This is a genomic window from Duganella levis (assembly GCF_009857605.1).
GTDB classification, from domain to species: Bacteria; Pseudomonadota; Gammaproteobacteria; order Burkholderiales; family Burkholderiaceae_D; genus Rugamonas; species Rugamonas levis.
The window spans coordinates 53,167-78,380 of sequence record NZ_WWCT01000023.1 but is presented as its reverse complement, the minus strand read 5'-3'; the positions used below and the strand labels follow the sequence as shown (position 1 = coordinate 78,380).

Annotated in this window: 23 protein-coding genes; 13 read left to right on the top strand and 10 right to left on the bottom strand. The window is 63.9% G+C overall.

The genetic code is table 11. The features are described from left to right. Window positions 1-5: 5 nt before the first annotated feature. Both GTP69_RS23935 and GTP69_RS23930 read right to left on the bottom strand, forming a co-directional pair. On the bottom strand, window positions 6-923 hold the full coding sequence (locus GTP69_RS23935) for a PaaX family transcriptional regulator C-terminal domain-containing protein (RefSeq protein ID WP_161057224.1): 918 nt from the start codon (window positions 921-923) through the stop codon (window positions 6-8). Further along, entirely contained in the window at window positions 920-1,378 is a 459-nt protein-coding gene (locus GTP69_RS23930; RefSeq protein WP_161057223.1) for a hemerythrin domain-containing protein, read from the bottom strand. The genes GTP69_RS23935 and GTP69_RS23930 overlap by 4 nt, the downstream gene beginning before the upstream one ends. A 131-nt stretch (window positions 1,379-1,509) precedes the next feature. Here GTP69_RS23930 and ubiU point away from each other — a divergent pair, with 131 nt between their 5' ends. From ubiU to GTP69_RS23910, 4 genes are all read left to right on the top strand, one after another. After that, complete coding sequence (gene ubiU, locus GTP69_RS23925) at window positions 1,510-2,529, top strand: ubiquinone anaerobic biosynthesis protein UbiU (protein ID WP_161057222.1); 1,020 nt, start codon at window positions 1,510-1,512, stop codon at window positions 2,527-2,529. Window positions 2,530-2,542: 13 nt separating this feature from the next. Beyond that, on the top strand, window positions 2,543-3,442 hold the full coding sequence (gene ubiV / locus GTP69_RS23920; RefSeq protein ID WP_161057221.1) for a ubiquinone anaerobic biosynthesis protein UbiV: 900 nt from the start codon (window positions 2,543-2,545) through the stop codon (window positions 3,440-3,442). Further along, a complete protein-coding gene (ubiT, locus tag GTP69_RS23915; RefSeq protein ID WP_161057220.1) occupies window positions 3,439-3,909 on the top strand; it encodes a ubiquinone anaerobic biosynthesis accessory factor UbiT in 471 nt (156 codons plus the stop codon). The genes ubiV and ubiT overlap by 4 nt, the downstream gene beginning before the upstream one ends. Before the next feature lie 83 nt (window positions 3,910-3,992). After that, window positions 3,993-4,493, top strand: a complete 501-nt coding sequence (locus tag GTP69_RS23910; RefSeq protein ID WP_161057219.1) for a sigma-70 family RNA polymerase sigma factor — start codon at window positions 3,993-3,995, stop codon at window positions 4,491-4,493. Here the strand turns inward: GTP69_RS23910 and GTP69_RS23905 are convergent. From GTP69_RS23905 to GTP69_RS23895, 3 genes are read right to left on the bottom strand one after another with little or no spacing between them, the layout of a single operon-like run. After that, the gene (locus GTP69_RS23905; RefSeq protein ID WP_161057218.1) at window positions 4,490-5,806 is read right to left on the bottom strand and encodes a cytochrome c; all 1,317 of its coding nucleotides are present in this window, start codon (window positions 5,804-5,806) and stop codon (window positions 4,490-4,492) included. The genes GTP69_RS23910 and GTP69_RS23905 overlap by 4 nt on opposite strands. Continuing rightward, entirely contained in the window at window positions 5,803-7,542 is a 1,740-nt protein-coding gene (locus GTP69_RS23900; RefSeq protein ID WP_161057217.1) for a GMC family oxidoreductase, read from the bottom strand. Before GTP69_RS23900 ends, GTP69_RS23905 begins: the two co-directional genes overlap by 4 nt. Window positions 7,543-7,544: 2 nt before the next feature. Beyond that, the gene (locus GTP69_RS23895; protein ID WP_161057216.1) at window positions 7,545-8,237 is read right to left on the bottom strand and encodes a gluconate 2-dehydrogenase subunit 3 family protein; all 693 of its coding nucleotides are present in this window, start codon (window positions 8,235-8,237) and stop codon (window positions 7,545-7,547) included. Window positions 8,238-8,382: 145 nt separating this feature from the next. Here GTP69_RS23895 and GTP69_RS23890 point away from each other — a divergent pair, with 145 nt between their 5' ends. Together GTP69_RS23890 and GTP69_RS23885 are read left to right on the top strand one after the other, a co-directional pair. Further along, on the top strand, window positions 8,383-9,249 hold the full coding sequence (locus GTP69_RS23890; protein WP_161057215.1) for an alpha/beta fold hydrolase: 867 nt from the start codon (window positions 8,383-8,385) through the stop codon (window positions 9,247-9,249). 1 nt (window position 9,250) lies between these two features. After that, complete coding sequence (locus tag GTP69_RS23885; protein WP_371868089.1) at window positions 9,251-10,189, top strand: AEC family transporter; 939 nt, start codon at window positions 9,251-9,253, stop codon at window positions 10,187-10,189. On the opposite strand, the gene GTP69_RS23880 is transcribed toward GTP69_RS23885, so the two are convergent. Continuing rightward, the gene (locus GTP69_RS23880; protein WP_161057214.1) at window positions 10,190-11,185 is read right to left on the bottom strand and encodes an OmpA family protein; all 996 of its coding nucleotides are present in this window, start codon (window positions 11,183-11,185) and stop codon (window positions 10,190-10,192) included. 121 nt (window positions 11,186-11,306) lie between these two features. Between GTP69_RS23880 and GTP69_RS23875 the strand changes: the two genes are divergently transcribed. Then, window positions 11,307-11,813: a hypothetical protein gene (locus GTP69_RS23875; protein WP_161057213.1), complete on the top strand. Its 507-nt coding sequence runs from the start codon at window positions 11,307-11,309 to the stop codon at window positions 11,811-11,813. Here GTP69_RS23875 and GTP69_RS23870 read toward each other — a convergent pair. Continuing rightward, on the bottom strand, window positions 11,810-12,931 hold the full coding sequence (locus GTP69_RS23870; RefSeq protein WP_161057212.1) for a mechanosensitive ion channel family protein: 1,122 nt from the start codon (window positions 12,929-12,931) through the stop codon (window positions 11,810-11,812). The two genes, GTP69_RS23875 and GTP69_RS23870, sit on opposite strands and share 4 nt — an antisense overlap. A gap of 84 nt (window positions 12,932-13,015) precedes the next feature. After that, entirely contained in the window at window positions 13,016-13,411 is a 396-nt protein-coding gene (gene cadR, locus GTP69_RS23865) for a Cd(II)/Pb(II)-responsive transcriptional regulator (RefSeq protein ID WP_161057211.1), read from the bottom strand. A 60-nt stretch (window positions 13,412-13,471) separates the two neighbouring features. Between cadR and GTP69_RS23860 the strand changes: the two genes are divergently transcribed. Both GTP69_RS23860 and GTP69_RS23855 read left to right on the top strand, forming a co-directional pair. Next, a complete protein-coding gene (locus tag GTP69_RS23860; RefSeq protein ID WP_161057210.1) occupies window positions 13,472-14,095 on the top strand; it encodes a cation efflux transmembrane domain-containing protein in 624 nt (207 codons plus the stop codon). A gap of 81 nt (window positions 14,096-14,176) precedes the next feature. Further along, window positions 14,177-16,522, top strand: a complete 2,346-nt coding sequence (locus GTP69_RS23855) for a glycoside hydrolase family 31 protein (protein ID WP_161057209.1) — start codon at window positions 14,177-14,179, stop codon at window positions 16,520-16,522. Between the two features lies 1 nt (window position 16,523). On the opposite strand, the gene GTP69_RS23850 is transcribed toward GTP69_RS23855, so the two are convergent. Continuing rightward, window positions 16,524-18,785: an acyltransferase family protein gene (locus GTP69_RS23850; RefSeq protein WP_161057208.1), complete on the bottom strand. Its 2,262-nt coding sequence runs from the start codon at window positions 18,783-18,785 to the stop codon at window positions 16,524-16,526. Then, window positions 18,782-19,333 (bottom strand): arsenate reductase/protein-tyrosine-phosphatase family protein, encoded by a 552-nt coding sequence (locus GTP69_RS31885; protein WP_161057270.1) that lies wholly within the window; start codon window positions 19,331-19,333, stop codon window positions 18,782-18,784. Before GTP69_RS31885 ends, GTP69_RS23850 begins: the two co-directional genes overlap by 4 nt. A gap of 753 nt (window positions 19,334-20,086) precedes the next feature. On the opposite strand from GTP69_RS31885, the gene GTP69_RS31880 reads away from it, so the two are divergent. The 4 genes from GTP69_RS31880 (at window position 20,087) to GTP69_RS23830 (ending at window position 25,183) form a co-directional block, all read left to right on the top strand. Beyond that, on the top strand, window positions 20,087-20,389 hold the full coding sequence (locus GTP69_RS31880; protein ID WP_371868087.1) for a hypothetical protein: 303 nt from the start codon (window positions 20,087-20,089) through the stop codon (window positions 20,387-20,389). 151 nt (window positions 20,390-20,540) lie between these two features. After that, entirely contained in the window at window positions 20,541-22,061 is a 1,521-nt protein-coding gene (locus GTP69_RS23840) for a PAS domain-containing hybrid sensor histidine kinase/response regulator family protein (RefSeq protein WP_161057207.1), read from the top strand. A 78-nt stretch (window positions 22,062-22,139) separates the two neighbouring features. Then, a complete protein-coding gene (locus tag GTP69_RS23835; protein ID WP_371868085.1) occupies window positions 22,140-23,093 on the top strand; it encodes a methyltransferase in 954 nt (317 codons plus the stop codon). A gap of 2 nt (window positions 23,094-23,095) precedes the next feature. Then, on the top strand, window positions 23,096-25,183 hold the full coding sequence (locus GTP69_RS23830; protein WP_161057206.1) for a Mur ligase family protein: 2,088 nt from the start codon (window positions 23,096-23,098) through the stop codon (window positions 25,181-25,183). The last annotated feature ends 31 nt before the right edge of the window (window positions 25,184-25,214 follow it).

Below are 25,214 nucleotides of genomic sequence, written 5' to 3'. Positions count from 1 at the left end.
GATGATTAAGCAGTCATGTAAACACTGGACCGGCGCGCCACCTGCCGGGCCGGCGGCGCCGCAATGACTGGCTGTTCCAGTGCCGGCGTTTCAGTGATCTTGAGGATGTGGCGGCGCGCCTGCGCCGCGCAGCCCGCGTACAGGGCGACATAGGTCTGGTAGGCGGCCATCGCCGGCCAGTCTTGCGGCAGCAGCTCCTGCGGCAGCAGCGGATCGCTGCGGCGGCTAAGCTGGTAGCCGTGGCTGACCAGCAGCCGCACCATGTAGGCCTGCTGGTCGGTGAGGGCGCCGCGCTTGCCCAGCATCGCGCGCAATGGCGTGAAGCGCTGCTGGAATTGTTCGTACAATTCCTTCGGCGTGTCCAGATCCCAGTCCATCTTGCCGAACAGCGGTTGGCGCACGGCCGCCGCCAGCTGGCTGCCGTTAACTTCAAACAGCGCCAGTCCGTGGTCTTCGCCGGACTGCACGCCGCGCGCGTAGGACGCCGGCCGCGCCATGATGTTCGGCGCCAGCACGCAATAGTCCAGCTCCAGCAGCTGTTTGCGCGCGGTGGCGTAACGCGCGGCGCTGAAGCTGCCCGTATGTACCAGCATGCTCCAGTCTTCGCCGAAGCTGCGCGCGGCCGGCGTGTTGAGACGCTGGCGCGCGGCCTGGATGGCGGCTGCCGTCGATGGCGTCAGCATGCACAGGCTGCGGCGGCCGTGGCGTTCGATCTTGATCAATTTGCTCTCGGCGAGGCGGAACAGGGCGGTGCGAATGGTGCGCTCCTGGAAGCCGAGCGGTTCGATCAAGGCGATCACGCTGCCCAGCCACTGGGTCTTCTGGCCGAAGGCCTGCGCTTCGCTGAACATCAGTTTCAGCAGGGTGCTCAGGCGCGGCTTGGCCTGGCGCAGCACGGCCTCAATGTGGAATTGGCTGTTCATGCGGCGCTCCATTCGTTTTGTTCGAGATTCTCCATGCTGGCCAGGACTTCGTCAGCCTGCTGCGCCAGCACGAAGTCGGCCTGCGGATAGAGGATGCCTTCTTCTTTCAGGCTGTGTTGGCGCATCAGCAGGCGCAGCATGTCGGCCTGGTCGAAAAAGGCGTCGCAGTCGTGGCGGGCGATGGCGGTTTTCATCTGGTCCAGCATCTCGCGCATGCGGCGGTGCTCGGCGCGCATCACCACCGTGGGGCCGTAGCCGTTGCCCAGTGCGTGGTCCAGGCGCGGGAACAGCACGCGTTCTTCCTTGTCCAGATGGAGGCCGAACATGGCCAGGAAACTGCTGAATTGACTGCTGGCGGCGTCCCAGTGGTGCAGGATGACTTCCGATTCCGCCAGGGCGTATTGATCGTCGCAACGGCGATGATCGTGATCGAGATATGTGGCGATCTTTTGCATCTTGTTTGTCCTTCATTAAGCGTGCGCACATTGTCCCACCCGATAAAGGTCAAATTCTTTGATTCACATCAAGGATTTCCGGGATCACGAGGCGATACAGTTCGTCCGCCCCTGTTAGCTATCAAAACCTTATGAATCCATCTGAATCTCCTCCCATCGAGCTGGTATGCCCGGCGGGCAGCCTGCCGGCGCTGAAGAACGCCATCGACCTGGGCGCCGACTGCGTCTACCTCGGTTTTCGCGACGCCACCAACGCCCGCAACTTCGCCGGCCTGAATTTCGACGATGCGGGCATCAGCACCGGTATCGGCTACGCCCATGACCACGGCCGCAAGGTGCTGCTGGCGCTGAACACCTATCCGCAGCCGCACAACACGGCACTGTGGCAAAGCGCCATCGACCGCGCTGCCAACGCCGGCGTGGATGCGGTGATCCTGGCCGATCCGGGCCTGATGCGCTACGCCGCCGACCGTTACCCGGAGCTGCGCCTGCACCTGTCGGTGCAAGGCTCGGCCACCAATGCGGAAGCCATCAACTTCTACCAGAAGCAGTTTGGCGTGGCGCGCGCGGTGCTGCCACGCGTGCTGTCGCTGGCGCAGGTAGAGCATGTGGTGAAGAACACCTCGGTGGAAATCGAAGTCTTCGGCTTCGGTAGCCTGTGCGTGATGGTGGAGGGACGCTGCCAGCTGTCGTCGTATGTGACGGGCGAATCGCCGAATACCCACGGCGTCTGCTCGCCGGCCAAGGCGGTGCGCTGGCAGCAGAATCCGCGCGGCCTGGAGTCGCGCCTGAACGGCGTGATGATCGACCGCTACACGCCGCAGGAAAACGCCAGCTATCCCACGCTGTGCAAGGGCCGCTTTGAGGTGGAGGACGAAACCTATTACGCCATCGAGGAGCCAACCAGCCTGAATACGCTGGAACTGCTGCCGCAACTGCTGGAGATGGGTGTGCGCGCGGTGAAGATAGAAGGCCGCCAGCGCAGCCCGGCCTATGTGTCGCAGGTGACGCGTGTGTGGCGCGCGGCGCTGGACGACTGCCTGCGCAACGCGGCGCGCTACTCGGTCAAGCCGGCCTGGATGGCGGAACTGAATACGCTGGCGGAAGGCCAGCAGCACACACTGGGCGCGTATCACCGCGCGTGGAAATAACAACGGAGAAGTCATGCTGAAACTCGCCCTCGGGCCGCTGCTGTATTACTGGCCGCGCGCCAAGGTCATGGAATTTTATGAGGACATCGCGGACAGCCCGGTGGATATCGTCTACCTCGGCGAGACCGTGTGCTCGCGCCGCCACGAGCTGCGCGCCGCCGACTGGCTGGCCGTGGCCGAACTGCTGCAAGGCCGTGGCAAGGAAGTGGTGATGTCGACGCTGGCGCTGATCGAATCCAGCGCGGACGTCGCCGCGCAGCGCAAGCTGGTGGCCAATGGCCGCTTCCAAGTGGAGGCCAACGACATGGGGGCGGTGCAGATGCTGGCGGGCCAGTCGTTCGTCGCCGGGCCGCACCTCAACGTCTACAACCCGCCGACGCTGTCGCTGCTGCACGAACTTGGCGCCAGGCGCTGGGTCATGCCGCTGGAGATGGGCCGTGCGGGACTGGCGCACATGCAGCGCGAACGGCCGCAGGGGATGGAGACCGAGGTATTCGCGTTCGGCCGCATGCCGCTGGCGTTTTCGGCGCGCTGCTTCACGGCGCGCAACCGCAACCTGCCGAAGGATGACTGCCGCTTCAGCTGCATCGACCATCCGGATGGCCTGATGATGCAGACGCGCGAAAAGCAGCCGTTCCTGGTCCTGAACGGCATCCAGAGCCAGTCCGCACTGGTGTACAACCTGGCGGCAGAGATGGCGCAGATGGCGGAACTGGGCGTGGATGTGGCGCGCCTCAGCCCACAGTCCACCCATATGAAACAGATCATCGCCGCGTTTGACGCCGCGCGCACCGGTGCGCTGGCCCCGCGCCAAGCCGCCGACACCATCTCGCCGCTGCTGCCGTCCGAGGCCTGCAACGGCTACTGGTACGGCAAGCCCGGACTTGAATACAGCATGGAGAACGCAGCATGAACCCAGTCGCAACTAACCATTACGGCGCCGCCCAGCCGTTGCCTGCCTTGCTGGCGACGCTGGGCCAGCGCCTGCCGGCCTATCCCGGATCGCTGCTGTGCGTGGCCGCATTGAACCTGGTGGTCAAGCCGCATCTGCCGGACGACGTGCGCGCCGGCCTGGCGGGCCGCCATTTGCGCGTGCGCGTCAGCGACGCCGGCGTGGCGTTCGACTTTACCTGGCGCGGTGACGGCTTCGCGGCGCTGCGTCACAGTGGCGTGCCGGACCTGGAGATCGGCGCCTGCGCGCGCGACTTCGTGTCGCTGGCCAAGCGCGAACAGGACCCGGACACGCTGTTCTTCGCGCGCCGCCTGTCGATGGAGGGCGACACGGAACTGGGCCTGCTGGTGAAGAACACGCTGGATGCGATGGAACTGCCGGTGACGGAACTGGGCCGCCAGGCGCTGAGGCGCTTGATCCGCAAATAATTGTGCTTATTTTGCAATGGCTGTGAAATTCGTTTTATAATTGAATGAGAATTATTCTCATTCAATTAAACGAGAGCACAGTCATGTCCCTCAACGAGGTCTTTATCCAGCACCACCCGCAATTGCGCCAGATGGTACTCAACATCGTTCGCGCCGCCGATTTTGCCGATGACATCATGCAGGACGCCTATCTGAGGCTGGCGGAGGGCGGCGCGCTGGGCGGCGTGCAAAAGCCGCTGTGCTATTGCTATCAGGTGGTGCGCAACCTCGCGATGGACCATTTTCGCCGCCACAGCACCGAGGCCAGTTACCGCACTTACGGTCTGGATGTGGAAGGGATGGAGCGCGCCTGCGGCGTCACGCCGGACAAGGTGCTGCACCAGCGCCGCGTGGTCGACGCCATGGAGCAGGCCCTGAAGACACTGCCGGCGCGCACGCGACGCGCCTTTGAGCTGCATCGCCTTCACGAGCTGTCGCAGCGCGATGTGGCCGCGCAGTTGGGCTGCTCGGCCACGCTGGTCAACTTCATGATGCGCGACGCTTCGGCGGCGCTGCAAGGCTGCCGGCGTTTGCTGGACGACTAGTGTGAACCGGCGCGCTGCTGCTTCACATCGCTGGCGCTGACGGCCGCCGCCTGGTTGCCCCAGCTGGCGCGGATGAAGGTCGCTACATCCGCCACATCCTGGTCGCTCAAGCGCTGGGCGAAGGAGGGCATGGAGAATTGCGCCGGCGTGCTGTCGGTGCGCGCGGTTTTCATACCTTCCAAAACGATGCGGATCACCGAATCGGATGGCGCTGCCGCCACCACCGGGTTGCCAGCCAATGCCGGGAAAACGCCCTGATAACCCTTGCCGTCCGGACGATGGCAGGCGGCGCAGTTGTCCAGATACAGCTGGGCGCCGCGCGCGCCGGCGTCGCCGTTACGCAGCGCCAGGCTGGTGGCGGGATCGTAGACATAGCGGCCCTTGCCGGTGCCGGCGCCAGCATCGGTGAGCGATTTGAGGAAGTGCGCCACCGCAGTCGCGTCATCGCCGCTGAGGAACTGGGTACTGTCGGTCACCACCTCGTTCATCGAGGCGAAGGCGATGCCATGGCGGTTGCTGCCAGTGCGCAGGAACTGCGCGATATCCGCTTCGCTCCAGGCGCCGATGGTGGTACGGTCGCCGTTGCGCAGGCTAGGAGCGTTCCAGCCGTCGATGATGGCGCCGGACAGATAGGCCGGACCATCCGCCGCGCTCAGCGCGCGCACTTGCAGCGTTGGCCCGCGCGGCGTGTGGCAATCACCGCAATGGCCGAGGCCTTCGACGATGTAGGCGCCACGCCGCAGCATGGCGTCGCCGGTCTGCATCTGGAAGGCGCGCGGCGCTGGGGCTACGGCCCAGCGCCAGATGGTCAGCGGCCAGCGCATCGAGAGCGGGAACGGAATCTCGTTGTCACGCTTTGCTACCGCTGCCGGCTGCACCTCGTGCATGAAATAGGCGTACAGTGCGGCCACGTCTTCCGGCGTGGTGCTGGAATAGGCGCTATACGGCATGGCGGGATACAGCGTATGGCCGTTAGCCACACCATAGCGCAGCGCGCGGTCGAAATCGGCCAGCGTGTAATTGCCTATGCCGTGCTGGCGGTCCGGCGTGATGTTGCTGGTGTAGATGGCGCCGATCGGCGTTTGCATGCGCAGGCCGCCGGAATAGGGCGCCTGGCCTTGCACGCTGTGGCATGCGGCGCAGTCGCCCAGGCGCGCCAGGTACGCGCCGCGCGCGATCATGTCAGCGCTGACCGTCGGCGCCTGCGGATGGGCGCCGGCGCGCGAATCGGACCAGCGGGTGGCGCTGATTAACGTCAGCAGGCCAATCACCAGCACCGATCCCGCACCGATAAAGAGAGTCCGTTTATTCATGCGTGTACCAGTGCTCCGCCAGTTTTCAGATAGGTGGACCGGATTTTGGCGGCGGCAAAGTAGGTCAGCGCCGCGACCAGGCCGGTGGGGTTGTAGCCGATGTTCTGCGGGAAGGACGAGGCGCCGAACACAAACACGTTGGGCACATCCCAGCACTGCGAATAGCGGTTCAACACACTGTTGGAGGGATTGGTGCCGATGATGGCGCCGCCCGTGTTGTGCGTGGACTGGTAAACGCGCACGTCGTAGCTGTCGCCCGGCTTGAGGATGTGCTGCGACATGCGCTGCGGCTTCATCGCGCTGACGATTTCGCCCGCGCGCGCCGAGGTGAATGCAGTCATCTTGTATTCGTTCGGATGCCAGTCGAAGGTCATGCGCAGCAGCGGCACGCCGTGGGCGTCGCGGTAGGTCGGGTCCAGGTCCAGGTAGCGGTCGCGGTAGGACATCACGGAACCCATGGTGGCGACCGAGCTGCTGTGCGCATAGTGCTTGCGCACCGCGCTTTTCCAGCCGCTGCCCCAGCGCGGCGCATCGGGCGGCAACGGCATCTGCACGATGGGACGGCCGCCGGTGGCGCCGGCGAAGATCATCGCGCCGCCGATGAAACCATGCTTGGCATGGTCGAAGTGGTCGGCGTTGTAATCGTCGATGGCCTGCTGGCCGGCGGCGCCGGCGCCCATGAAGGGATTCATGTTCACGCTCTCGTCGAAGAACGCGGTGCTGCTACTGACCATCTGGTAAGCGTAGTTCTTGCCCACCACGCCTTTGCCGGTGACCGGATCGTAAGGCTTGCCGATGCCGGACAACAGCAGCATGCGCACGTTATTCATCTGGAAGCTGGCCAGTACCACCATGGCTGCCTGCTGGTCGACCTGCTTGCCGTTGGCGTCGATGTAACGGACGCCGGTGGCCAGCTTGCCGCTGCTGTCGAGCAGGATGCGGGTGACGTAGCTGTTGTGGCGCACTTGCAGGTTGCTGCGGCCCTTCAGCACCGGGATGATGGTGGTCTGCGGCGCCGCCTTGGAATACAGGAAGCAGCCGAAGCCCTCGCAGTAGCCGCACAGATTACACGGTCCCATGCGCACGCCGTATGGATTGGTGTAGGCGGCGGTGCTGTTCGCGGCCGGCACGGCGAAGGGCTGGTAGCCCAGTTCACGCGCGGCCTTGGCAAACAGCTGGGAGCTCAGTATCGGCGGCATCGGCTGCTGCGGAAACGGGTTGCTGCGCTTGCCCTCATACGGGTTGCCGCCGGCCGTTCCAGCCACGCCGGTGACTTTTTCAAAGTGGTCGAAGTAGGGCTCCAGCTCTTCGTAGCTGATGCCATAGTCCTGGATGCTCATGTCGTCCGGGATGAATTTTTTGCCGTAGCGTTCTTCGTACACGCTGCGGATGCGCAGGTCGTTGGGCGAGGCGCGCCATTGCTGGCCGTTCCAGTGCGCGCCGGCGCCGCCGGTGCCGTTACCAAGGATGAAGGAACCGTACTGGCGATACGGCACGGCGATTTCGCCAGGCTTGTGGCGGATGGTGACGGTTTCGCCGGCCAGTGGTTGCCACAGGTCGCCGCGCACGGCGTACTTCAGTTCATCCGCAATGCGCGGGTATTCAAAGTCCGGGGCGGTGTCGCGTTCAGGGCCGCGTTCCAGCACCAACACGGACAGGCCGGCGTCGGTCAGTTCCTTGGCCATGATGGCGCCGGTCCAGCCGTAGCCGATGATGACTGCATCTACTGGTTTCATGTTCAGCCTCGCGATCCGTCAATCGACACCGGGCCATAAGGATATTTGCGTCCCTGCTGATCGATGAAATCGGTGAAGTCGGCGCGCGCGCCGGGAAAGCCGACCATCTTCCAGGCGGCCATGTCGCGGTTGCCGCCGTAGAGCGGATCGGCGAAGTAGCCTTCGCGGGTATTCCGCAGCAGCAGGGCGAAGAAGGCTGCGGCCAGCAGGCTGTCTTCCGGCAGGTGGCCTTGATCGGCCTGCGTCAGCAGCGCGTCGCGCTGGGCTGCGTCCAACTGGGCGAATGGGTGTTTGTGTGCATGCATGGCGGCGCGGTCGATCAGGGCGATGCCGGCGCGGTACAACTCACGCGGCGTCTGGCGCAGCTGGTAGCCCAGCGTTGGCGGCGTCTCCGGATGAAACGGCCCTTGCATATACCAGTAGGCGCCGTGGCCGTAGGGCAGCTGCATTTGCTTGTCGAGGAAGACCGGCACGCCGGCGTCCACACCGCCGGGGCCATTGCCATCGTCGGGAATCAGGCGCTCGACGGCGGCGTTGATGAATGCCCATTCTGCGGCTGTGAAGTAGGTAGGCGAATAGGGTTTGGACTGCGGACCAGCGCTGCTGGCGGTGCTGGCCGCGCCGATGCCGGAGGCCAGCGCAACACCCGCCGCGCCGCGCAGGAAGTCGCGTCGCTTGAGGGGAATTTCACTCATCTTTTTTCCTTGCTTGGATGTCATCCCCCGGAGTGTAGGCGCGCGCGTGCCCATTCCTCCTCTCTCCAAAGTCCTCATCCTAAGATAGTGTTGATTGACAGGCCAAACTGATTTAATCGCCAGGTTATCCAATCGCGAGGAATCTATGAGCATCGACATCAAGCACCACACGGTGCAGGCCAACGGCATCCGTCAACACTATCTGGACGCGGGCAAGGGCGCGCCGGTGGTGCTGCTGCACGGCTTCCCTGAAACGAATTTCGCCTGGCGTTTCCAGATCCCGGAACTGGCCAAGCACTATCGCGTGATTGCACCAGACCTCCGTGGCTACGGTGAAACCGACAAGCCGGCCGGCGGCTACGACAAGCGCAATATGGCGCGCGACCTGGTGGAGCTGCTGAAGGTGCTGGATATTCCGAAGATCGCGCTGGTGGGCCACGACCGCGGCGCGCGCGTGGCGACGCGCTTCGCCAAGGACTATCCGGAACTACTGGATCGCTTGGTAGTGATGGACAATGTACCGACCCGCATCGTCGCCCGCGAATTCAGTCCGGCGCTGGCCAAGTCGTACTGGTTCTTCATCTTCAACCAGGTGCCGGACCTGCCGGAGGCGCTGATCTCCGGCCGCGAAGACCTGTGGTTGCGCCACCTGTTCTCCGACTGGTGCTACAACCCGCTGGCCATCGAAGGTAAAGCGTTCGACACCTATGTGCAGGCTTATCGCCGTCCCGGCGCGCTGCGCGGCGCCATGTCGGACTACCGCGCCATCACCGAAGACGTGGAGCAGGACAAGGTCGATGCCGAGATCAAGATCGCCTGTCCGACGCTGGCCCTGTGGGGTGAGGACTTCCACGCAGTCGGCAAAATGTTCGACATGGCGAAGATCTGGTCCGAAATGGCCAGCGACCTTCGCACCGCGCCGATCGCGCAAGCAGGTCACCTGCCGCAGGAAGAGCAGCCGGAGCGCGTCAACGAAGCGCTGCTGGACTTCCTGCTCGGCTGGAAAGGATAACGTGCAGGTTCTGTTCTCCATCGTCCTGCCGATCTTCGCGCTGATCGGCGTCGGCTGGCTGGCCCGTTATCGCGGCTGGATGGGCGAAGCCGGCGCATTCGAGATGAACCGCTTCGTGGTCTATCTCGGCATGCCGGCGCTGCTGTTCCAGATTATGGCTAAATCCAGCTGGAAGCAGCTGGACCAGCCGGGCTTCATCGCCGCCTTCGGTCTGGCCAGCGGCGCGGTCTACGCGATCACGGTGGCGGTGGGTCGCATGCGCGGCGGCGAGCTGGCCGACGCCAGCATGGAAGGGCTGAACGCTGCCTATGCCAATGTGGGCTTCATCGGCTTTCCGTTGGCGATGGCGGCGTTCGGGCCATCGAGCATGATGCCGGCGACGATTACCTCGATCCTGACGGTGTGCGTGTTGTTCGGCATCGCCGTGACGGTGGTGGAGCTGGGTGTGAGCGAGGGCGGCGGCATCGGCCGCATACTGAAGAAAGTGAGTTGGTCGCTGGCGCAGAATCCCATGCTGCTGGCGCCCGTGCTCGGCGCGCTGTACGCCGGCTTTGCGCCGCCGCTGCCGGAAGGCGCGGACCGTTTTCTGTCCCTGCTGGCCCATGCAGCCAGTCCGTGTGCACTGGTGTCGCTGGGGTTGTTCATCGCCGACCAGCGCGGCCGGCCGCAGATTCCGGCGCTGAGCGCGCAGGTGGCGCTCAAACTGATAGGCCAGCCGGCGCTGACGTGGGTGCTGGCGGTGTATGTGTTCCACCTGTCGCCAGCGATGACCGGGCTGGCCGTGGTGCTGGCGGCGCTACCGACCGGCACCGGCCCGTTCATGCTGGCGCATATGTACAAGCGCCAGGCGGTTGGCATTGCCGGCAGCATCCTGGTCTCCACCGTGCTGTCGATCGTGACCATCTCGGTGCTGGTCAGCTGGTTCCGTACGACCAGTTGATTACTGCTTGACCAGCTCCACGCGCCGGTTCTTCTCGCGTCCCGCCTCGGCGTCGTTGGAAGCCACCGGCGCGTAAGAGGCCACGCCTTTGGCGGCAAGGCGCCTGGCATCGACTTTGTAGTCGGTGGCGAGCGTCTTGATCACCGCGTCGGCGCGCTTCTGCGACAGTTCCACGTTGTGCGCCAGCGCGCCCTGGTTGTCGGTGTGGCCGACCACGAATACCTTCAACTGCGGATTCTGTTGCAACAGCTTGGCCATCTCGCCCAGCGCCGCTTTGGACTCCGGCTTTACGTCGCTCTTGTCGGTGTCGAAGTAGACGCCGTACACCGCGACCTTGCCCTCGGCCGCGATGCTCTTCGCCATATCCGCCGCATTCAGGTTGACGCTGACTTTGCCGGCTTCCATCGGCTTGCCCTCGACCACCTGGATATAAAAGCCGCCGTTGCGGTTTTCGGTCGGCGGCACCACCCACAACGCGACGTGCACCAGCGTGCCGTCGGCGGTGGTGCCCTTGGCGACCAGGTAGCGGTCATCGTGGCGGCCGTAGATGAAGGGTTCGTACTGCTGGCCGCCGTCAATGAAGTTATGGCCCATGTGTTTGTCGTACATGTATTCGCCGAAGTTTTCGCCGCAAGTCTCTTTGGCGCAGGTGAACACGGTTTTCAGGCCGGCCTTCTCCAATGCTGCCTGGTAGTTGCGCATGACCTCCACGGCGGAACGGGTCTTCGGATAATTGTAGGCGATGCGGGTGTAGCGGCCTTCCAGCGTCAGCGAACTCTCGAATCCCGGCTTGCCGCTTTTGTCCACCACGCGTTTGCCGGCGGGGATCGTGACTTCGTCAAATTCCTTGAAGTCGTAACCGACGATCTTCGAATCGGTAAAGCGCGACAGCAGCGGATGGTCCTTGGCGCCTTTCACTGTGTCCTTGGCCGGCATGTCCGCATAGGCGGCCGAGGCCAGGACTGCGCCGAGCACCAGCAGGAGGAGATTTCGCATGGTATTGCCTTGTAAAGTTAATAATTATTGCGATTATAGGAAGATTCAATGTGCCCTAGCGCACGATTAGCGCCGGCGTCGGGCTCTACAATCGAACAATTAAACTGCTGGGGAATCAACAATGAAGAAAATTATGCTGGCATTCGGTCTGGTGCACGCCTTGATCGCCTTGCTGTTCACGGGCGGCGCGCTGTTCCTGATCGTCATCGGCGCGCAACTGGGCTGGCATGCGGCGCATTCCGATCTGGGTCTGGTGGCGGCGCAGGAAGTGATCGAGGCGATCGGCATCCTGGCCGCCGCCGTGGTGGCGCTGCAAATCGCCGAGACCATCATCGAAGAAGAAGTGGTGCGCGACGCCGACATCAGCGCGCCGACCCGCGTGCGCCGCTTCCTGTCGCGGTTCTTCGTGGTCGTGGTGGTAGCGCTGGCGATTGAAGGCCTGGTCGCCACCTTCCACGCGGTGCACGAAGACGTCAGCGAATTGCTGTATGTCGCAGCGCTGATCGGCAGCGTGGGCGTGCTGCTGGCGGCATGGGGCGTCTTCGTTCACCTGAATCGCTCGGCCGAAGAGTTGGAGCCGGAAGCGATGCAGGATGCTCAAGCCGAGGATGCGAAGCTCAAGCCTTAATGTGCGCGGGCGGCGAGACGGGGCTCCGGTTGCTCCGTCTCGTTGGCCGCCTCCGCACCTTTCTCGAACAGCAGGCGACGTGTTGGCGCGTTCGCGTCCACGCCCAATTCGCTGAATACTTCCAAAGCGCCCAACAAGACCGCCTGCTGCGCGTTCATGAAGTTGGCGTACGACGAATTCAGAATGTAAAACACCAGCTCATATTCCAGCGCATCCTGCGTGACGGACTTCAGGTGCACGCGGTCGGCGCGCACGTCCGGCTGGCGCTCCACAACGGCCTTCAATGCATCGGGCACCTTCGCTGCCAGCGCCGCCGGCGTGGCCGGATTGATACGCAGCGAGAACTGCACGCGGCGGGTTTGCATGCGCTTGTAGTTGCGAACCACGTTTTTCAGCAGTTCCGCATTGCCGATGATGATTTGCTCGCCGCTGTCGGCGCGGATGCGGGTGGTCTTCAGGCCCACATGCTCCACCGTGCCGGAGACGTTGGTGATGGCGATCGAATCGCCCACCTCAAACGGCTTGTCGACTGCGATGGCCAGCGAGGCAAACAGGTCGCCCAGCACATTCTGCACTGCCAGCGCCACGGCGATACCGCCGATCCCCAGGCTGGCAACCAGCGCGGAGACGTTGATGCCCAGATTGGAGAGGGCGGCCAGCATGAAGATCACCCACACGGTAGTCTTCAGGGCCCATACCATCAGCGTGTTTGCGACGGTGGTTGGCGAATCGGGATTCTCAGAGTGGTTGCGGAAGTAGCGGCGGGCGCCGAGCGTGGCGGCGCGGTCGAGGTACAGCACCAGCTGGAAACCCAGCACGATGAACCACAGATGGCCGAGGCGTTCTTCCCAGATCGGCGTCAGTTCCAGCATTTTAAGGCCGACCAGCAGCGATACCACCAATACCGCCAGCATGCTGGTGCGGTTCAGCGTTTCCTTGAACAGCTGTACTGCCGGGCGGTCCGGGCGGCCAGCTTCGTCATGTTTGCAGAGGCGTCGGCGCAGCAGCCGCAGCACGCCGTAAATGGCGCAGAAGGTGATGGCGGCGGCGCTGGCTGCAACCAGCAACTCCTCGCCGTCGACATTGGAAAAGGGGGCCAGATAGCGTTGAATATTCAAACCATGCTCCTGTTCTTCGTTGTGGCGTTAAGCGCCACATCTTAGACGCGCGGCAGGCAACGGTCTGTTCGGTGCATCACATTGCTATGCCGTGCTGCCCAGGCAGTGCAGAATGGCGCAGTCTTTGGCCGCGTGGCTATCGCCGCACAAGCCGCGAATGTCGCGCAGTTGCCGCTCCAATGCGCGTAACTCGGTGATGCGCGCGCGGACCTGGACGATATGCTGGTCCAGCATGGCGTTGACGGTGCCGCAGTTTTGTTCCGGCTCATCGCGCACCGCCAGCAGGGTGCGGATCTCGTCCAGTCCCATGTCCAGCGAACGGCAATGGCGGATGAAGCGCAGGCGCTCCAGGTGCGCGCTGCCATACAGCCGGTAATTGCCCGACGAGCGGGCCGGCTTGGGCAGCAGCCCCGCATGTTCATAGTGGCGGATCGCTTCCACGGTGTAGCCGGTATGGCCGGCCAGTTCTCCAATCTTCATGGCTTGACCTTGTAGTGGCTTCAGGGTTTGTAATGGCGACTATACATCAAGGGAGGAAGCATGTCTGATTGCTGTTCCGGCGGCTGCGCGCCGGCCAAACCGGTGGTGGACCGCCGTTATCGCCGTATTTTGTGGATTGCGCTGGTGGTTAACGCGCTGATGTTCGTGGTCGAACTGGCCGGCGGCTGGCGCGCCGGTTCGGCCGCCTTGCTGGCCGACGCCGTCGATTTCCTCGGCGACGCCGGCAACTACACCGTGTCGCTGCTGGTGCTGGGCGCTTCGCTGGGCTGGCGCGCCCGTGCTGCCATGGCCAAGGGGCTGACCATGGCGGCCTACGGCAGCTTTGTGCTGGCCAAGGTAGTGTGGGATACGGCGAACGGTGGCGTGCCTGCGCCGGCGGTAATGGGCGCCATCGGCCTGGCGGCATTGCTGGCCAACGGCACGGTGGCGCTGCTGCTGTACGCCTATCGCGACGGCGACGCTAATATGCGCTCGGTCTGGCTGTGCACCCGCAATGACGCCATCGGCAACGTAGCCGTGATGCTGGCCGCGCTGGGCGTATTCGGCACCGGCACGCGCTGGCCGGACCTGATGGTGGCGGCGGTGATGGGCGGCCTGGCCGTCAGCGCCGCGCGCCAGGTCATCCGTCAGGCGCGCGGCGAGTTGCGGACGGCAGAAACATAGTGCGATTTGGTGATTTTCGTAATTGCCATTTCGAAAATGAAGACGCACAATGCTGGCACATCTCCACATAAAGAGAGGATTATGAGACTGCTCGCCCACACGTCGGTATTCACCGCGCTCGCATCGATTTTTGTGTTGTCCTCCTCCGCGCTTGCCGCGCCTATCGCCACCCTGGACCGCGACGGCGCCTACGTTTCGATTGAAGCATACGGCCCCAATGTCGTCCACGTGACGATCGCCGTCGATAAAGACCAGGTGCTGAAAGGCCCAGGCTACGGCGTGCTGCCGAAGAACGCCGACAACAGCGCCTTCCGCCACAACGGCGGCAAGGACGGCGACGTCTTCACTTCGTCGGCGATGACGGTGCGCGTCAATCCGTCGCCGCCGCCATCCGTGCCGACGCAGGGCCAGAAGTATTTCGCGCCGTCGCTGGCGCCGGTTGGCCTGCAGGTGTTGAACGCCAAGGGCGAGACCGTCGTCAGCATGAACGGCTGGGAGATGTCGCCGCAGACCGTCAACACCGAAAAGACCTTCCAGGTCGGCGCCTCGTTCTCGGTGGCGCGCGACGAGCATTACTACGGCATGGGCCAGAACCAGGAGTCGCTCGGCGCGCTGGATCTGCGCGGCCGCGTCCTCGATTGCAAGCACTGGTACGATGCGCCGGCCGGCGAGACGGTGTGCGTGCCGTTCATGGTGTCGTCTAAGGGCTATGGCATCGTGTGGGACAACCCGTCGGCCACGCGCTTCATCGCTGGCGTCAATGGCCGCACGGCGTTCCAGTCGAATGTGGGGGAGCGCGTCAGCTTCTTCGTCATCACCGGTTCAACGCCGGAAGAGATTTACTCGGGCTATGCACGCGTGACCGGCAAGACGCCGATTCCGCCAAAATCCGCCTTTGGCCTGATTCAGTCGAAAGCCCGCTACGACAGCCAACAGGAAGTGCTGCGCGTGGCGAATACCTATCGGCAGAAGAAGTATCCGCTGGATGTGATGGTGGTGGACTGGTTCTACTGGACCCGCATGGGCCAGATGGATATCGATCCGGCGCAGTTCCCCGATCCGAAGGCGATGAACAAGCAACTGCACGATATGGGCATGGAGTCGATCATCTCGATCTGGCCGCGCTACGAAACCTCGGGCCGCTATTTCAATGAGCTGGATAACAAAGGCCTGCTGTTGAAGGACAAGGACGGCAAGACCGTCGATGGCCTGCCGTTCCGCTCCGACCGCACCGGTGGCCTGATCGATCCGACCAATCCAGCGGCCCGCAAATGGTTCTGGGAGAAGGCGCGCGACAATATCCTGTCGCAGGGCTTCGATTACCCTTGGCTGGACGAGACCGAGCCGGATCTGGTGCCGGATGGTTTCTTCTATTCGATCGGTTCGGGCGACCGCTATCACAACCTGTTCCCGCTGATGCATGTGGAAGGCGTGGCCGAGAACATGCGCGCTTGGAAGCCGAACAAGCGGGTGCTGATCCTGTCGCGCGCCGCTTATCTGGGTTCGCAGCGCACCGGCGCCTTGTTCTGGTCTTCGGACATCCAGCCGACGTGGGAAGCGCTGACGCGCCAGATCCCGACTGGCCTGAACATGACGGCGTCCGGCATCGCTTACTGGGGCAACGATATCGGCGGCTGGCAGAAGCTGGCGGCGGAAAGCAGCGCGGTCAAACCGCCGTTGCTGGACCCGTCGGATGCCCGCAATGTGGTCGGCAATAACCACGACTATCCGGAGCTGCTGACGCGCTGGTTCCAGTACGGGACATTCCTGCCGACGCTGCGCCTGCACGGTGACCGCAAGGAAGCCGAGATCTGGTCCTTCGGCAAACAGGCGGAAGCCGTGATGGCGCGCTACGATACGCTGCGTTATCAGCTGATCCCTTACATCTACTCGCAGGCCAAGTTCACGCACGATACCGGCGCGCCGTTCATGCGTCCTTTGTGGATGGACTTCCCCAACGATCCGAACGTGGCCAATATCGGCACGCAGTATATGTTTGGTCCGGCCTTCCTGGTGGCGCCGGTGACGGAGCAGGGCCAGACGGAGAAGGATGTCTACCTGCCGGCCGGCGCGGACTGGTATAACTTCTGGACCAACGAGAAGCTGTCCGGCGGACGTTGGGTCAAGGTGGCTGCGCCGATCGACCAGATTCCGGTGTTTGTGAAGGCTGGTTCGATTGTGCCGATTGGCGCCGAGGTGCAGTCGACGGCGACCAAGCAGGGCATCGCTGCGATCAACGTTTATCCGGGCAAGAGCGGCGAGTTCCGCCTGTATGACGACGATGGCGTGAGCTATGACTACGAGAAGGGCAAGTCGACCGTGACGCAGCTGAAGTGGGATGACGCATCCGGCAAGCTGAGTGCCAGTGGCGGCGATGCCGGCTTGGTCAAGTCGGCGGCTGGCCTGGTGAAGGTGATTGGTAAATAAGTCACTTTGCCTTGTTCAGGTAGCGCTGTTGGAGCAACCGCTGTAATACGCTGTGGCGCAGGTCGCGCCACAGCGGCATTGGATCGCGCCAGTCGTGGACGAAGTAGCAGGCGCCGGGACGCAGGAATTCGGTCAGGTACTCCGCCAGTGCGCGCCAGCGGCTGGTCTGCGGCGAGGGCCGCATCAGCAGATGCAGCAGGCGGCGCGTCTCCGCTGTCATGAAGCGGCAGCGCATGCCAGCGCGATACGGACCGGCCGCAATCGGCTGCTGAAGGCCCAGCGCCTGATAGCAGTACCACGGAAAGCTGGCACCCGCGTGACAGGCCAGCGGCAGGCTGCCCCAGAAGCGGCCATTCACCTCCATCAGCGCCGCGCGCCCGGTGGCTGGATCATAACGATATTCGACCATCGCCACGCCTTCCCACTCCAATACGCGCAGCAGGGCGACTGACTGCCGCATCAGCTGCTGCGAAACAGGCGTCGATACGCACAGCGTCGAGGTGCCGCCCTCCGGCGGCCACTCATGCAGGCGCCTGTGCTGGAACTGATACAACGCCTCGCCATCCTTCATCAACACGAATTGTCCCAGGCCGTAGCCATCGCAGTATTCCTGCACCATGGGATAGCGCCCCGTCACTTGATAGCGCCGCAGGGCGGCCGTCAGCGTTTGGGCGTCGTCGCAGTGCTGCACCTTCTCGAGCGCCATGCCGGCCTGGCGCAGTAACGGCGCTATAGCGTTTGGATCGGCCCATTTCAGCACAGCGGGATAGCGCGCCTCCTGCGCAGCTTCATCGGCCTGCGCGATCGATGCCGGATGCCAGGTGCGTGGCACGAATATGCCTACGTCCGCCGCCGCCGCGTAGGTAAGCTCCTTGCGCAGCACGCGCTCCATGCGGGTGGCGTCGGCAAACATCATGCGATATCCGGGCAGCGCATCGCGCGCCTGGTTCAGCATCACAATATCGGCCTCCGAAATGGCGAACAGCGCGGCCGGACCAATCTCCTTGCCAAGCTGGTGCAGTTGGGCGATCACATCGTCCGCCCGCACCACGCCGCGATGCAAATAGCGCGAGCCGAGTCCCAGCGCCTGCGCGCTGCGGGCAATGCCAACTACGTTGACGCCATGCCGGCCAAGATCGCGGATGATGGCCAGGCCGATTGGCGTATCGATGCCCAGCACCACCGCCGGTAGCGGCTGCGGCGCGGGAGAGGCCAGTAGCCGGTGTATCGCCCGTCGCCAATGATGCCGCTGCTGCTCGGTCAGCGTGCCGATGGCATATATGCTGGCAAACACCGCCAGCATGGTGACGATGTAGAACCACGGCCCGGTCGGATCGCCGTTGAATAGCGTTGCGTAGAACTGAATCAGCGGCTGGTGTAGCAGGTAGATGCTGAACGTGTAGGCCGCCAGCGGCCGCACCAGCGGCGCCAGTCGTTCCAGTGACGGCGCCAGCGCGCGCACGCCGACGAAATGACAGGCGACGATGATCGCCAGCAGATAGTCCGTCATAAAATAGCGCGAGAACGCAAACTGCTGATGCCAATGCGCGCCAACGATCTGGCGCAGCCACGCGCTGCCTGCCTCCGTTAGCTGATAATGATGGAACAGCGCATAGCCGATGCAGGAGCCGGCTAGCAGCACAGCACCAGCACCACGGCCGATGCGCTGCAAGGTAGTCCAGCGATGCAGCAGCACGCCAGTGGCCCACACAGGCGCCAGCAGCAGGATCTTGGGCCCGATCAGCAGCGCCGCCGCTGCGCACCACAGCACGCGCTTCCGGCCGCGCGTGAAGGTGAGAATGGCAAACAGCACGTAGTACCAGAATTCATAGCACAGCGACCAATACGGCACGTTGGAGAAGGACATGATCGACAGTGTCCATACCTCGTTGAGGAAGGCCAGGCTGGTGAGGATGCGCAGCCAGGCCAGATCGTGCGTGGTGCGGTCGCCATAGAACTGCGGCGCCATCGCTTCGCCAAGGCTATCCAGCAGAGGCGTGAGCAGCACAGCGGGCAGCGCAAGCGAATAAAAGCGCGCCAGGCGGCTCGACCAGTATTCCAGCGGCGTATTTTCGCGCGTGCTGGTGATGTGAGCAATCACGTAGCCGGAAAGGACGAAGAATACAATCACCGCCGCGTGGCCGTGGGTGCTGAGCGGCAGCTTGTCCACGCTGAGCAGGCGGATGTTGGAGTGATACAGCACCACCAGCAGCGCGCTGATGATGCGCACCAGGTCGAGGTAAATCGAAAACGACCGGTTCATGCGCCGCTCCGTGCCAGGGTACGGTGCAGGCCATAGACCGCCTGTCGCACGCGCGCGAAGCACTGGTCGAAGTAGGCGTCGCTCAGCGTGTAGGGATCGTGCAGGTGTGGAGTGGGCGGATCGCACCAGAGTCCCAGCAGCGCGATCTGGATATCGTGGCGGGCGATCAGGCGATTCTGAAGTTCTTGCGCATGACGGACTTCCATTGCCACCAACAGGTCTCCAGGCTGTATGTCAAAGTCACGGATATCTGTCGCGCGGTGTGCGGACAAATCTTCGCCGCCGCGTTCCGCTGCGCGCAGGGCGGATTCGGGGGAAGGCGCGCCGGTAGTGGTGGAAAGGCCTATAGAAACCGCGTGCATACCGAGACGCTCCGCCACGCGCTGCGCATAAGCGCTGCGGCATATATTCCCCAGGCAGACAAACACCACGCGCCGCACGCGGTCCGGATGCTGAAGTTGAAACGCCGCCAGCCGTCCGCCGTGCAAATCGATCCGCGCCAGCCAGGCCCGCACCGCGCCGCGCCACGTTCCATGCTGCCGGTCCATGCGCAGCCTCGCAATAGCGCCGTCGAGCACCTGCGCCCATCGGCCATAACGGTCATAGATGGCTTGCGTCGCGATGCGGCAGACGGCACGCCATGCGCGAACTCGCAGCAGTGGATTGCGCGATGAGACGGCTGTCAGTGGCTGGCTGGCCGCAGCCGCCATGCCGCATGCCTGGAAGCGCTGGGCATGCGCCGCAAGGTAAGCGCACAGCCGCTCCATGCGCGCCTGATTGAGCGCGTGTCGCCGCAATTGGGAAAATCCCTCGTCACCGCTTTGCACATACTCGAATGGATGGGTGAGGATCACCACCATCTCCAGACCCGCCGCATACGCCTGCTCCAGCAGCGCGCGCATCTCGGCAAAGGTGGTGCTGGACACCGCCAGAGATTTCAAATGCGTGCCACGGTCGCGGTAACTCAGCACGGGACACTCCAGCACACCATGCCGCCGATGCCTCCCCGCGTAGAGCTGATACGACGTCAGTCCGGCGTTGTAGACGCCCAGGCCTATATTGGAGCTATACGGAATCCGCACCGCCGCCAGCGCGCGAAACAGGTTGTCGTCATATTGCAGATTCCCGGCGCGGAAGACCTGCGGCGCCGGCAAGCCCCAGTCTGCAAACGTGGCCTGGCCGTGCCGCAGCAGCGCCAACGTCGACGCCACATCGCGCCCGGCCAAGTCATCCTGGCGCGGCTGCTGGCGCACGCGTTGCGGCCAGTCCGCATGTTGGAACACGGCCCAGCAGGGATGCACATGCAGCTGTACCTCATGGCCGGCGGCGGCGATTTTCGTCGCCAGCACGCGCATCGGATCATCGCGGAAGTAATACCGTTGCGCCGTCTCCACAAAAAACGTCGCCTGCACGCCATGCCGGCGGAAGCAATCGAGCAGAAAATCCAGTCCCTGCGACCGTCCGCCGACCTCGCAACGCACCATCTGCGCGCCCACCGGCCGCCGCGCCGGATCGGCAAACGCCCCGGCGATGCTGAACTCCGTATCGATTGTTATGCACACGCGCATGGCGGCCACCCGGCAACGGCAATCCGGCCAGTGTAGCCAGCGCCATCCCAGCCGGCATGCGCTTGATCAAGCGCAAAGCAAAAACAACGTTGGCCCCGGATGAGCTGGTTTGTCCAGGACACGAGATTGTGTGCGTGTTTTCATGTCTCTCTAGTAAAATCGGATGATAAGAGCAATCGAGGAAGTCATGCACAGTGTTCAGCCAAATGTAGATGCGATAGAAGCCGAACGGTTCCGCCAGTTCATCATGGGCGTGACCGACTACGCGATCTACATGCTGTCTCCCGAAGGCGTGGTGGTCACCTGGAACGCCGGCGCGCAGCGCTTCAAAGGCTATCCGCCCGACGAAATCATCGGCCGCCACTTCTCCATGTTCTATACCGAGGAAGATCGCGCCGCCGGCCGTCCCGCCTATGCGCTGGAGCTGGCGCGCAGTACCGGCAAGTTTGAGGACGAGGGCTGGCGCGTGCGCAAGGACGGCAGCCGTTTCTGGGCCAGCGTGGTGATCGACCCGATTGTCGATCCGGCCGGAGAACTGCTGGGCTTTGCCAAGATCACGCGCGATATCACCGAACGGCGCGTGGCAGCGGAAGAGCTGGAGCACGCGCGCGAGGCGCTGTTCCAGTCGCAGAAGCTGGAAGCCATCGGTAAACTCACCGGCGGCATCGCGCACGATTTCAACAACCTGCTGAACGTGATCATGAACGGGCTGGAACTGCTGCGCATGTCGCGCGATCCGGCGATGCACAGCAAGTCGATCGACACTATGTCGCGCGCAGCCCAGCGCGGCGCCTCGTTGACCCAGCAGTTGCTTGCCTTCGCGCGCCAGCAGCCATTGCGTCAGGACCCGCACGACGTCGCGCGCGTGATCCGCTCGTTCGAGTCGGTGCTGCGGCGCGCGCTGCCGGACGACATGCGCCTGCATCTGCAACTTGAAAACGACCTGCCACAAGCCATGCTCGATCCGACGCAGTTCGAGTCAGCGTTGCTCAACCTTGTGGTCAACGCGCGCGATGCGATGGATGGCAGCGGCGAAGTGCTGATGGAGCTGTCGGCCGTCGCCCTGACCGAGGCGCAGATCGAGCGGCTGCCGGCCGGCTGCTACGTGCGCGTGGTGGTCAGGGACCGGGGCGTCGGCATGACGCCGGAAGTGATCAAGCGCGCGGTCGAACCGTTCTTCACCACCAAGGAAATCGGCAAGGGAACCGGCCTTGGCCTGAGCCAGGTGTATGGCTTGATGCAGCAATGCCAGGGCGCGCTGACGCTGGAATCGCAACTGGGCGAGGGCACCACGGTATCGATGTATTTCCCGGCAGTGCGCCGGCAAGGACCGGTCGATGATACCAAAGGCCCAGCCGAGAAGGTGCTGCTGGTGGACGACCAGCCGGAGGTGCTGGAAACCGCCATCAGCCTGTTCACGCACCTGGGTTATGAAGTGCTGTCGGCCGATAACGGCATGCAGGCGCTGGAGACGCTGCGGCTCAACCCTGGCATCTCCATCCTGTTCAGCGATGTGGTCATGCCCGGCATGAGCGGGGTTGAACTCGGCCAGATCGCGCGCAAGGAAGTCCCCGATTTGAAAATCGTGCTGGCTTCCGGCTACGTCAAGGCAGCGCTGGGCGACCAGATGCCGGACATCGGCAACTTTGAGCTGATCGCCAAGCCGTATCGGCTGAGTGATCTGATTCGTACGCTCAAGGTCCTCTAGCGATTGCGTTGCAACGTGCGCTAGCGCACCCAAGCCGCCAACGGTGTGCGTCACTATCAAGGTTTCATAGGAGCCTTTGTGACCACCCCGTTTCTGACTGCCGTTCAACATCAGGCGTTGCTGGCGCTTGGCGCCGCGCTGCGCGCGCGTAAATACCAGTTCACCACCGTCACGCCGGCAACGCAGTCGCGCGTGCTGGCGCGTCCCTTCGCGCCGGAACAATCAACCCTGCGCGACATCTTCGGCTGGAGCCGACCGTTTACCGCAGCCGCCATCGACGATGAACTGCTGGCCTGCATGCGCGCCGCCGGCGTGCTGGAGGAGCAGGACGGACTGCTGCGCAGTACCGTCCGGATGTCGACGCTGGCCGGCGAGTGGCTGTTCCACTCAGCTTATCCCACCACGCAGGCGGACGCGGTGTTCTTCGGCCCTGACACCTGCCGCTTCGTGCGCGCCATGGAGCAAACGCCGGCGCCTGCTGCCGATCCGCTGCGACGCATCGCCGATATCGGCTGCGGCAGCGGCGTCGGTGCAATCACGCTGGCGCGCCGCTTCCCGCAGGCCGAGGTGCTGGCGGTCGACATCAATGACCGCGCGCTGGCGCTGGCCGACGTCAATATCCATTTGGCCGGCGTGGAAAACGCCAGTGCGCATCACAGCAATTTGCTGACGCAGGTGGACGGCCTGTTTGACCTGATCGTCGCCAACCCGCCGTATCTGCTAGATGCAGCGGAGCGCGCATACCGGCACGGCGGAGGTAAGCTCGGCGCCGGCCTGTCGCTGCAAATCGTGCAGGCGGCGATTGTGCGGCTGGCGCATGGCGGCGCACTGTGGCTGTATGCCGGCGTGGCGATGGAAGACGGCGAAGACGCATTCCTGCGCCAAGCCACGGCAATGCTGGAAGAAGCAGGCCTGCGCTGGACCTATGAAGAAATCGATCCCGACGTGTTTGGCGAAGAACTGGAAACGCCTGCATACACCGGCGTTGAGCGCATCGCGGCGGTGTGGCTGGTCGCCAGCAAGGATGTGTGAACATGCGGATACTGCAACAACGCCTGCTACGCGGCGCTAATCTATACAGTCCTATGCCGTGCGTCGTCGCGGTGATTGAATCGCCGCTGGCGGAAGCCGGCCAGCAGCTCGCCTACACGGCGCGCTTCCTGCAACAGGCTTGCGGCGAAGCGGTGACATTCATGCACGCGGAGTTGGCGGACAACACGATGGTCAATGAAGCTGGCGGCGGCATTGCGGTGCGCTGGCGGGTGGTGGTGGAGTACACGCTGGAGCATATGGGGCAGGCAGCGCTGACCGCTGCGGCCGACCTGATTGCCGCGACCGGGCGCGGAGAAGCGCCAGACGTGCCGGCGGCAGTGGCGTCGCTGCGAGCACTGGCCGCATCCATGCAACTGCCACCCGCCGCGCAAGCGGTGCTGCGTGAGGCCAGCGCACTAGGCATCCCGGTGCAGCGCATCAGCGAACATGCCGGCTTGCTACGCCTGGGCTGGGGCCAGCGCCAGTGGCGCTATCTGGCGCACGCCGACGATGACAACCGGCTGCTCACCAACACCTTGCTGCACGAGCGGCAACTGATGCGGTCCTTGCTGATCGAAGCCCAGCTTGACGTGCCGGCCGAAGATTTCCACGCTCCGCAGCGGCAACCGGGCGAACGCCTGCGCGTGCAGGTACTCAACGGCGAGGCCCAGCACCCCGATCCGGCGGTACGCAGTGTCGCCCAGCGCGCCGCCGTCACATTGGGACTGACTCACGCGCAAGTCGACCTGCTGCCGGGCCGACGCGCGCCGAAGGTGGATGCCGTGCTGGCTGCACCGCCGCTGAGTCACGAGCAGCATGGGCTGCTGCGCGCGTTGCACACCGATCCGGCCAAGGGACGCATTCCCGTCATCGGCATCACTGGCACCAACGGCAAGACCACCACCACGCTGATGATCGCGCATGCGGTGCAGCTGGCGGGCTTCCGCACCGGCTGCGCCAGCACGCAGGGCATCACCGTGGCCGGTGATCTATATGGCGAAGGCGATTGCACCGGTTACTGGTCGCATCGGGCCGTGCTGGCGTCGCCGCAAACCGAATTCGCCGTGCTGGAAACGGCGCGCGGCGGCCTGCTGAAGCGCGGACTGGCGTATGACCGTTGCAGCGTGGGCGTGATGCTGAACGTCTCCGACGATCATCTTGGCATGGACGGCGTGGACACGGTGGAGCAGCTGGCGCGGGTGAAGTCGCTGGTGGTGAGCGCCGCCGATACCGCAGTGCTGAATGCCGACGATGCGCACTGCGTCGCCGCGCGGGCGCGTCTGGCGCCCGGCGCGCGCGCGGTCTACTTCTCCATGAAGCCGGACAACGCGGTGCTGCTGGCACATCTGGCGCATGGCGGCGACGCGGTGTGGCTGGAGAATGAGGTGATCATGTTGAGCCAGCGCCAGGTGCGTCAGCGCGTGATGCCGGCAACGCATATTCCCGCCACCAGTGGCGGGCTGGCGCGCTACAACATCGCCAACAGCCTGGCGGCGACGGCAGCGTTGGCGGCCAGCGGTTTCACGGTGATGCAGATCAGCGCCGGCCTATCCAGCTTCGAGTCCAATGCAGCCACTAATCCTTTGCGATCGAATGTGTTTGAACTGGGCGCGATGACTATCGTGCTGGATTACGCGCACAACCCGGCGGCTTACGCGGCGCTGGCAACGCTGGCGCGCGGACTGGCGCAAGGGCAGGGGCAAAGCAAGGCCACCGGCCAGGCGCCAGGCCGCGTGTTGGCGGTGGTGACGTCGCCAGGCGACCGCCGGGATGCCGACCTGACCCGCACTGGCGCTACGTGCGCCGCGCATTTCGATGAATTGTTTGTCTACGAGTCGACTTCGCGCGGCCGTGCGCACGGCGAGGCCGCGCAAATTATCGCCGACGGCGCGCGTGCATCTGGAGGCGCTGCGATTCACACTTATGACCATGCGGCGGCTGCGGTGCAGGAAGCCTATCTTGCTTGCCGGCCTGGCGACGTACTGGTATTTGCATGCGGGACCGAAGTGGCGACACTGATTGACGCCATTCGCGCTATAGATGCGCCGGCGGCGGCGCGTTTGGAACAGCAGGCGGCGCCCGCCGCTTAATGGGAAAATGGCCCGCAGTTGCGGGCCATTT

What these genes read in the sequence shown, in the direction of transcription:
- GTP69_RS23935 (WP_161057224.1), bottom strand. Translation starts at nt 923, where the DNA reads ATGAACAGCCAATTCCACATTGAGGCCGTGCTGCGCCAGGCCAAGCCG.
- GTP69_RS23930 (WP_161057223.1), bottom strand. Translation starts at nt 1,378, where the DNA reads ATGCAAAAGATCGCCACATATCTCGATCACGATCATCGCCGTTGCGAC.
- ubiU (WP_161057222.1), top strand. Translation starts at nt 1,510, where the DNA reads ATGAATCCATCTGAATCTCCTCCCATCGAGCTGGTATGCCCGGCGGGC.
- ubiV (WP_161057221.1), top strand. Translation starts at nt 2,543, where the DNA reads ATGCTGAAACTCGCCCTCGGGCCGCTGCTGTATTACTGGCCGCGCGCC.
- ubiT (WP_161057220.1), top strand. Translation starts at nt 3,439, where the DNA reads ATGAACCCAGTCGCAACTAACCATTACGGCGCCGCCCAGCCGTTGCCT.
- GTP69_RS23910 (WP_161057219.1), top strand. Translation starts at nt 3,993, where the DNA reads ATGTCCCTCAACGAGGTCTTTATCCAGCACCACCCGCAATTGCGCCAG.
- GTP69_RS23905 (WP_161057218.1), bottom strand. Translation starts at nt 5,806, where the DNA reads ATGAATAAACGGACTCTCTTTATCGGTGCGGGATCGGTGCTGGTGATT.
- GTP69_RS23900 (WP_161057217.1), bottom strand. Translation starts at nt 7,542, where the DNA reads ATGAAACCAGTAGATGCAGTCATCATCGGCTACGGCTGGACCGGCGCC.
- GTP69_RS23895 (WP_161057216.1), bottom strand. Translation starts at nt 8,237, where the DNA reads ATGAGTGAAATTCCCCTCAAGCGACGCGACTTCCTGCGCGGCGCGGCG.
- GTP69_RS23890 (WP_161057215.1), top strand. Translation starts at nt 8,383, where the DNA reads ATGAGCATCGACATCAAGCACCACACGGTGCAGGCCAACGGCATCCGT.
- GTP69_RS23880 (WP_161057214.1), bottom strand. Translation starts at nt 11,185, where the DNA reads ATGCGAAATCTCCTCCTGCTGGTGCTCGGCGCAGTCCTGGCCTCGGCC.
- GTP69_RS23875 (WP_161057213.1), top strand. Translation starts at nt 11,307, where the DNA reads ATGAAGAAAATTATGCTGGCATTCGGTCTGGTGCACGCCTTGATCGCC.
- cadR (WP_161057211.1), bottom strand. Translation starts at nt 13,411, where the DNA reads ATGAAGATTGGAGAACTGGCCGGCCATACCGGCTACACCGTGGAAGCG.
- GTP69_RS23860 (WP_161057210.1), top strand. Translation starts at nt 13,472, where the DNA reads ATGTCTGATTGCTGTTCCGGCGGCTGCGCGCCGGCCAAACCGGTGGTG.
- GTP69_RS23855 (WP_161057209.1), top strand. Translation starts at nt 14,177, where the DNA reads ATGAGACTGCTCGCCCACACGTCGGTATTCACCGCGCTCGCATCGATT.
- GTP69_RS23850 (WP_161057208.1), bottom strand. Translation starts at nt 18,785, where the DNA reads ATGAACCGGTCGTTTTCGATTTACCTCGACCTGGTGCGCATCATCAGC.
- GTP69_RS31885 (WP_161057270.1), bottom strand. Translation starts at nt 19,333, where the DNA reads ATGGACCGGCAGCATGGAACGTGGCGCGGCGCGGTGCGGGCCTGGCTG.
- GTP69_RS31880 (WP_371868087.1), top strand. Translation starts at nt 20,087, where the DNA reads ATGCAGCTGTACCTCATGGCCGGCGGCGGCGATTTTCGTCGCCAGCAC.
- GTP69_RS23840 (WP_161057207.1), top strand. Translation starts at nt 20,541, where the DNA reads ATGCACAGTGTTCAGCCAAATGTAGATGCGATAGAAGCCGAACGGTTC.
- GTP69_RS23830 (WP_161057206.1), top strand. Translation starts at nt 23,096, where the DNA reads ATGCGGATACTGCAACAACGCCTGCTACGCGGCGCTAATCTATACAGT.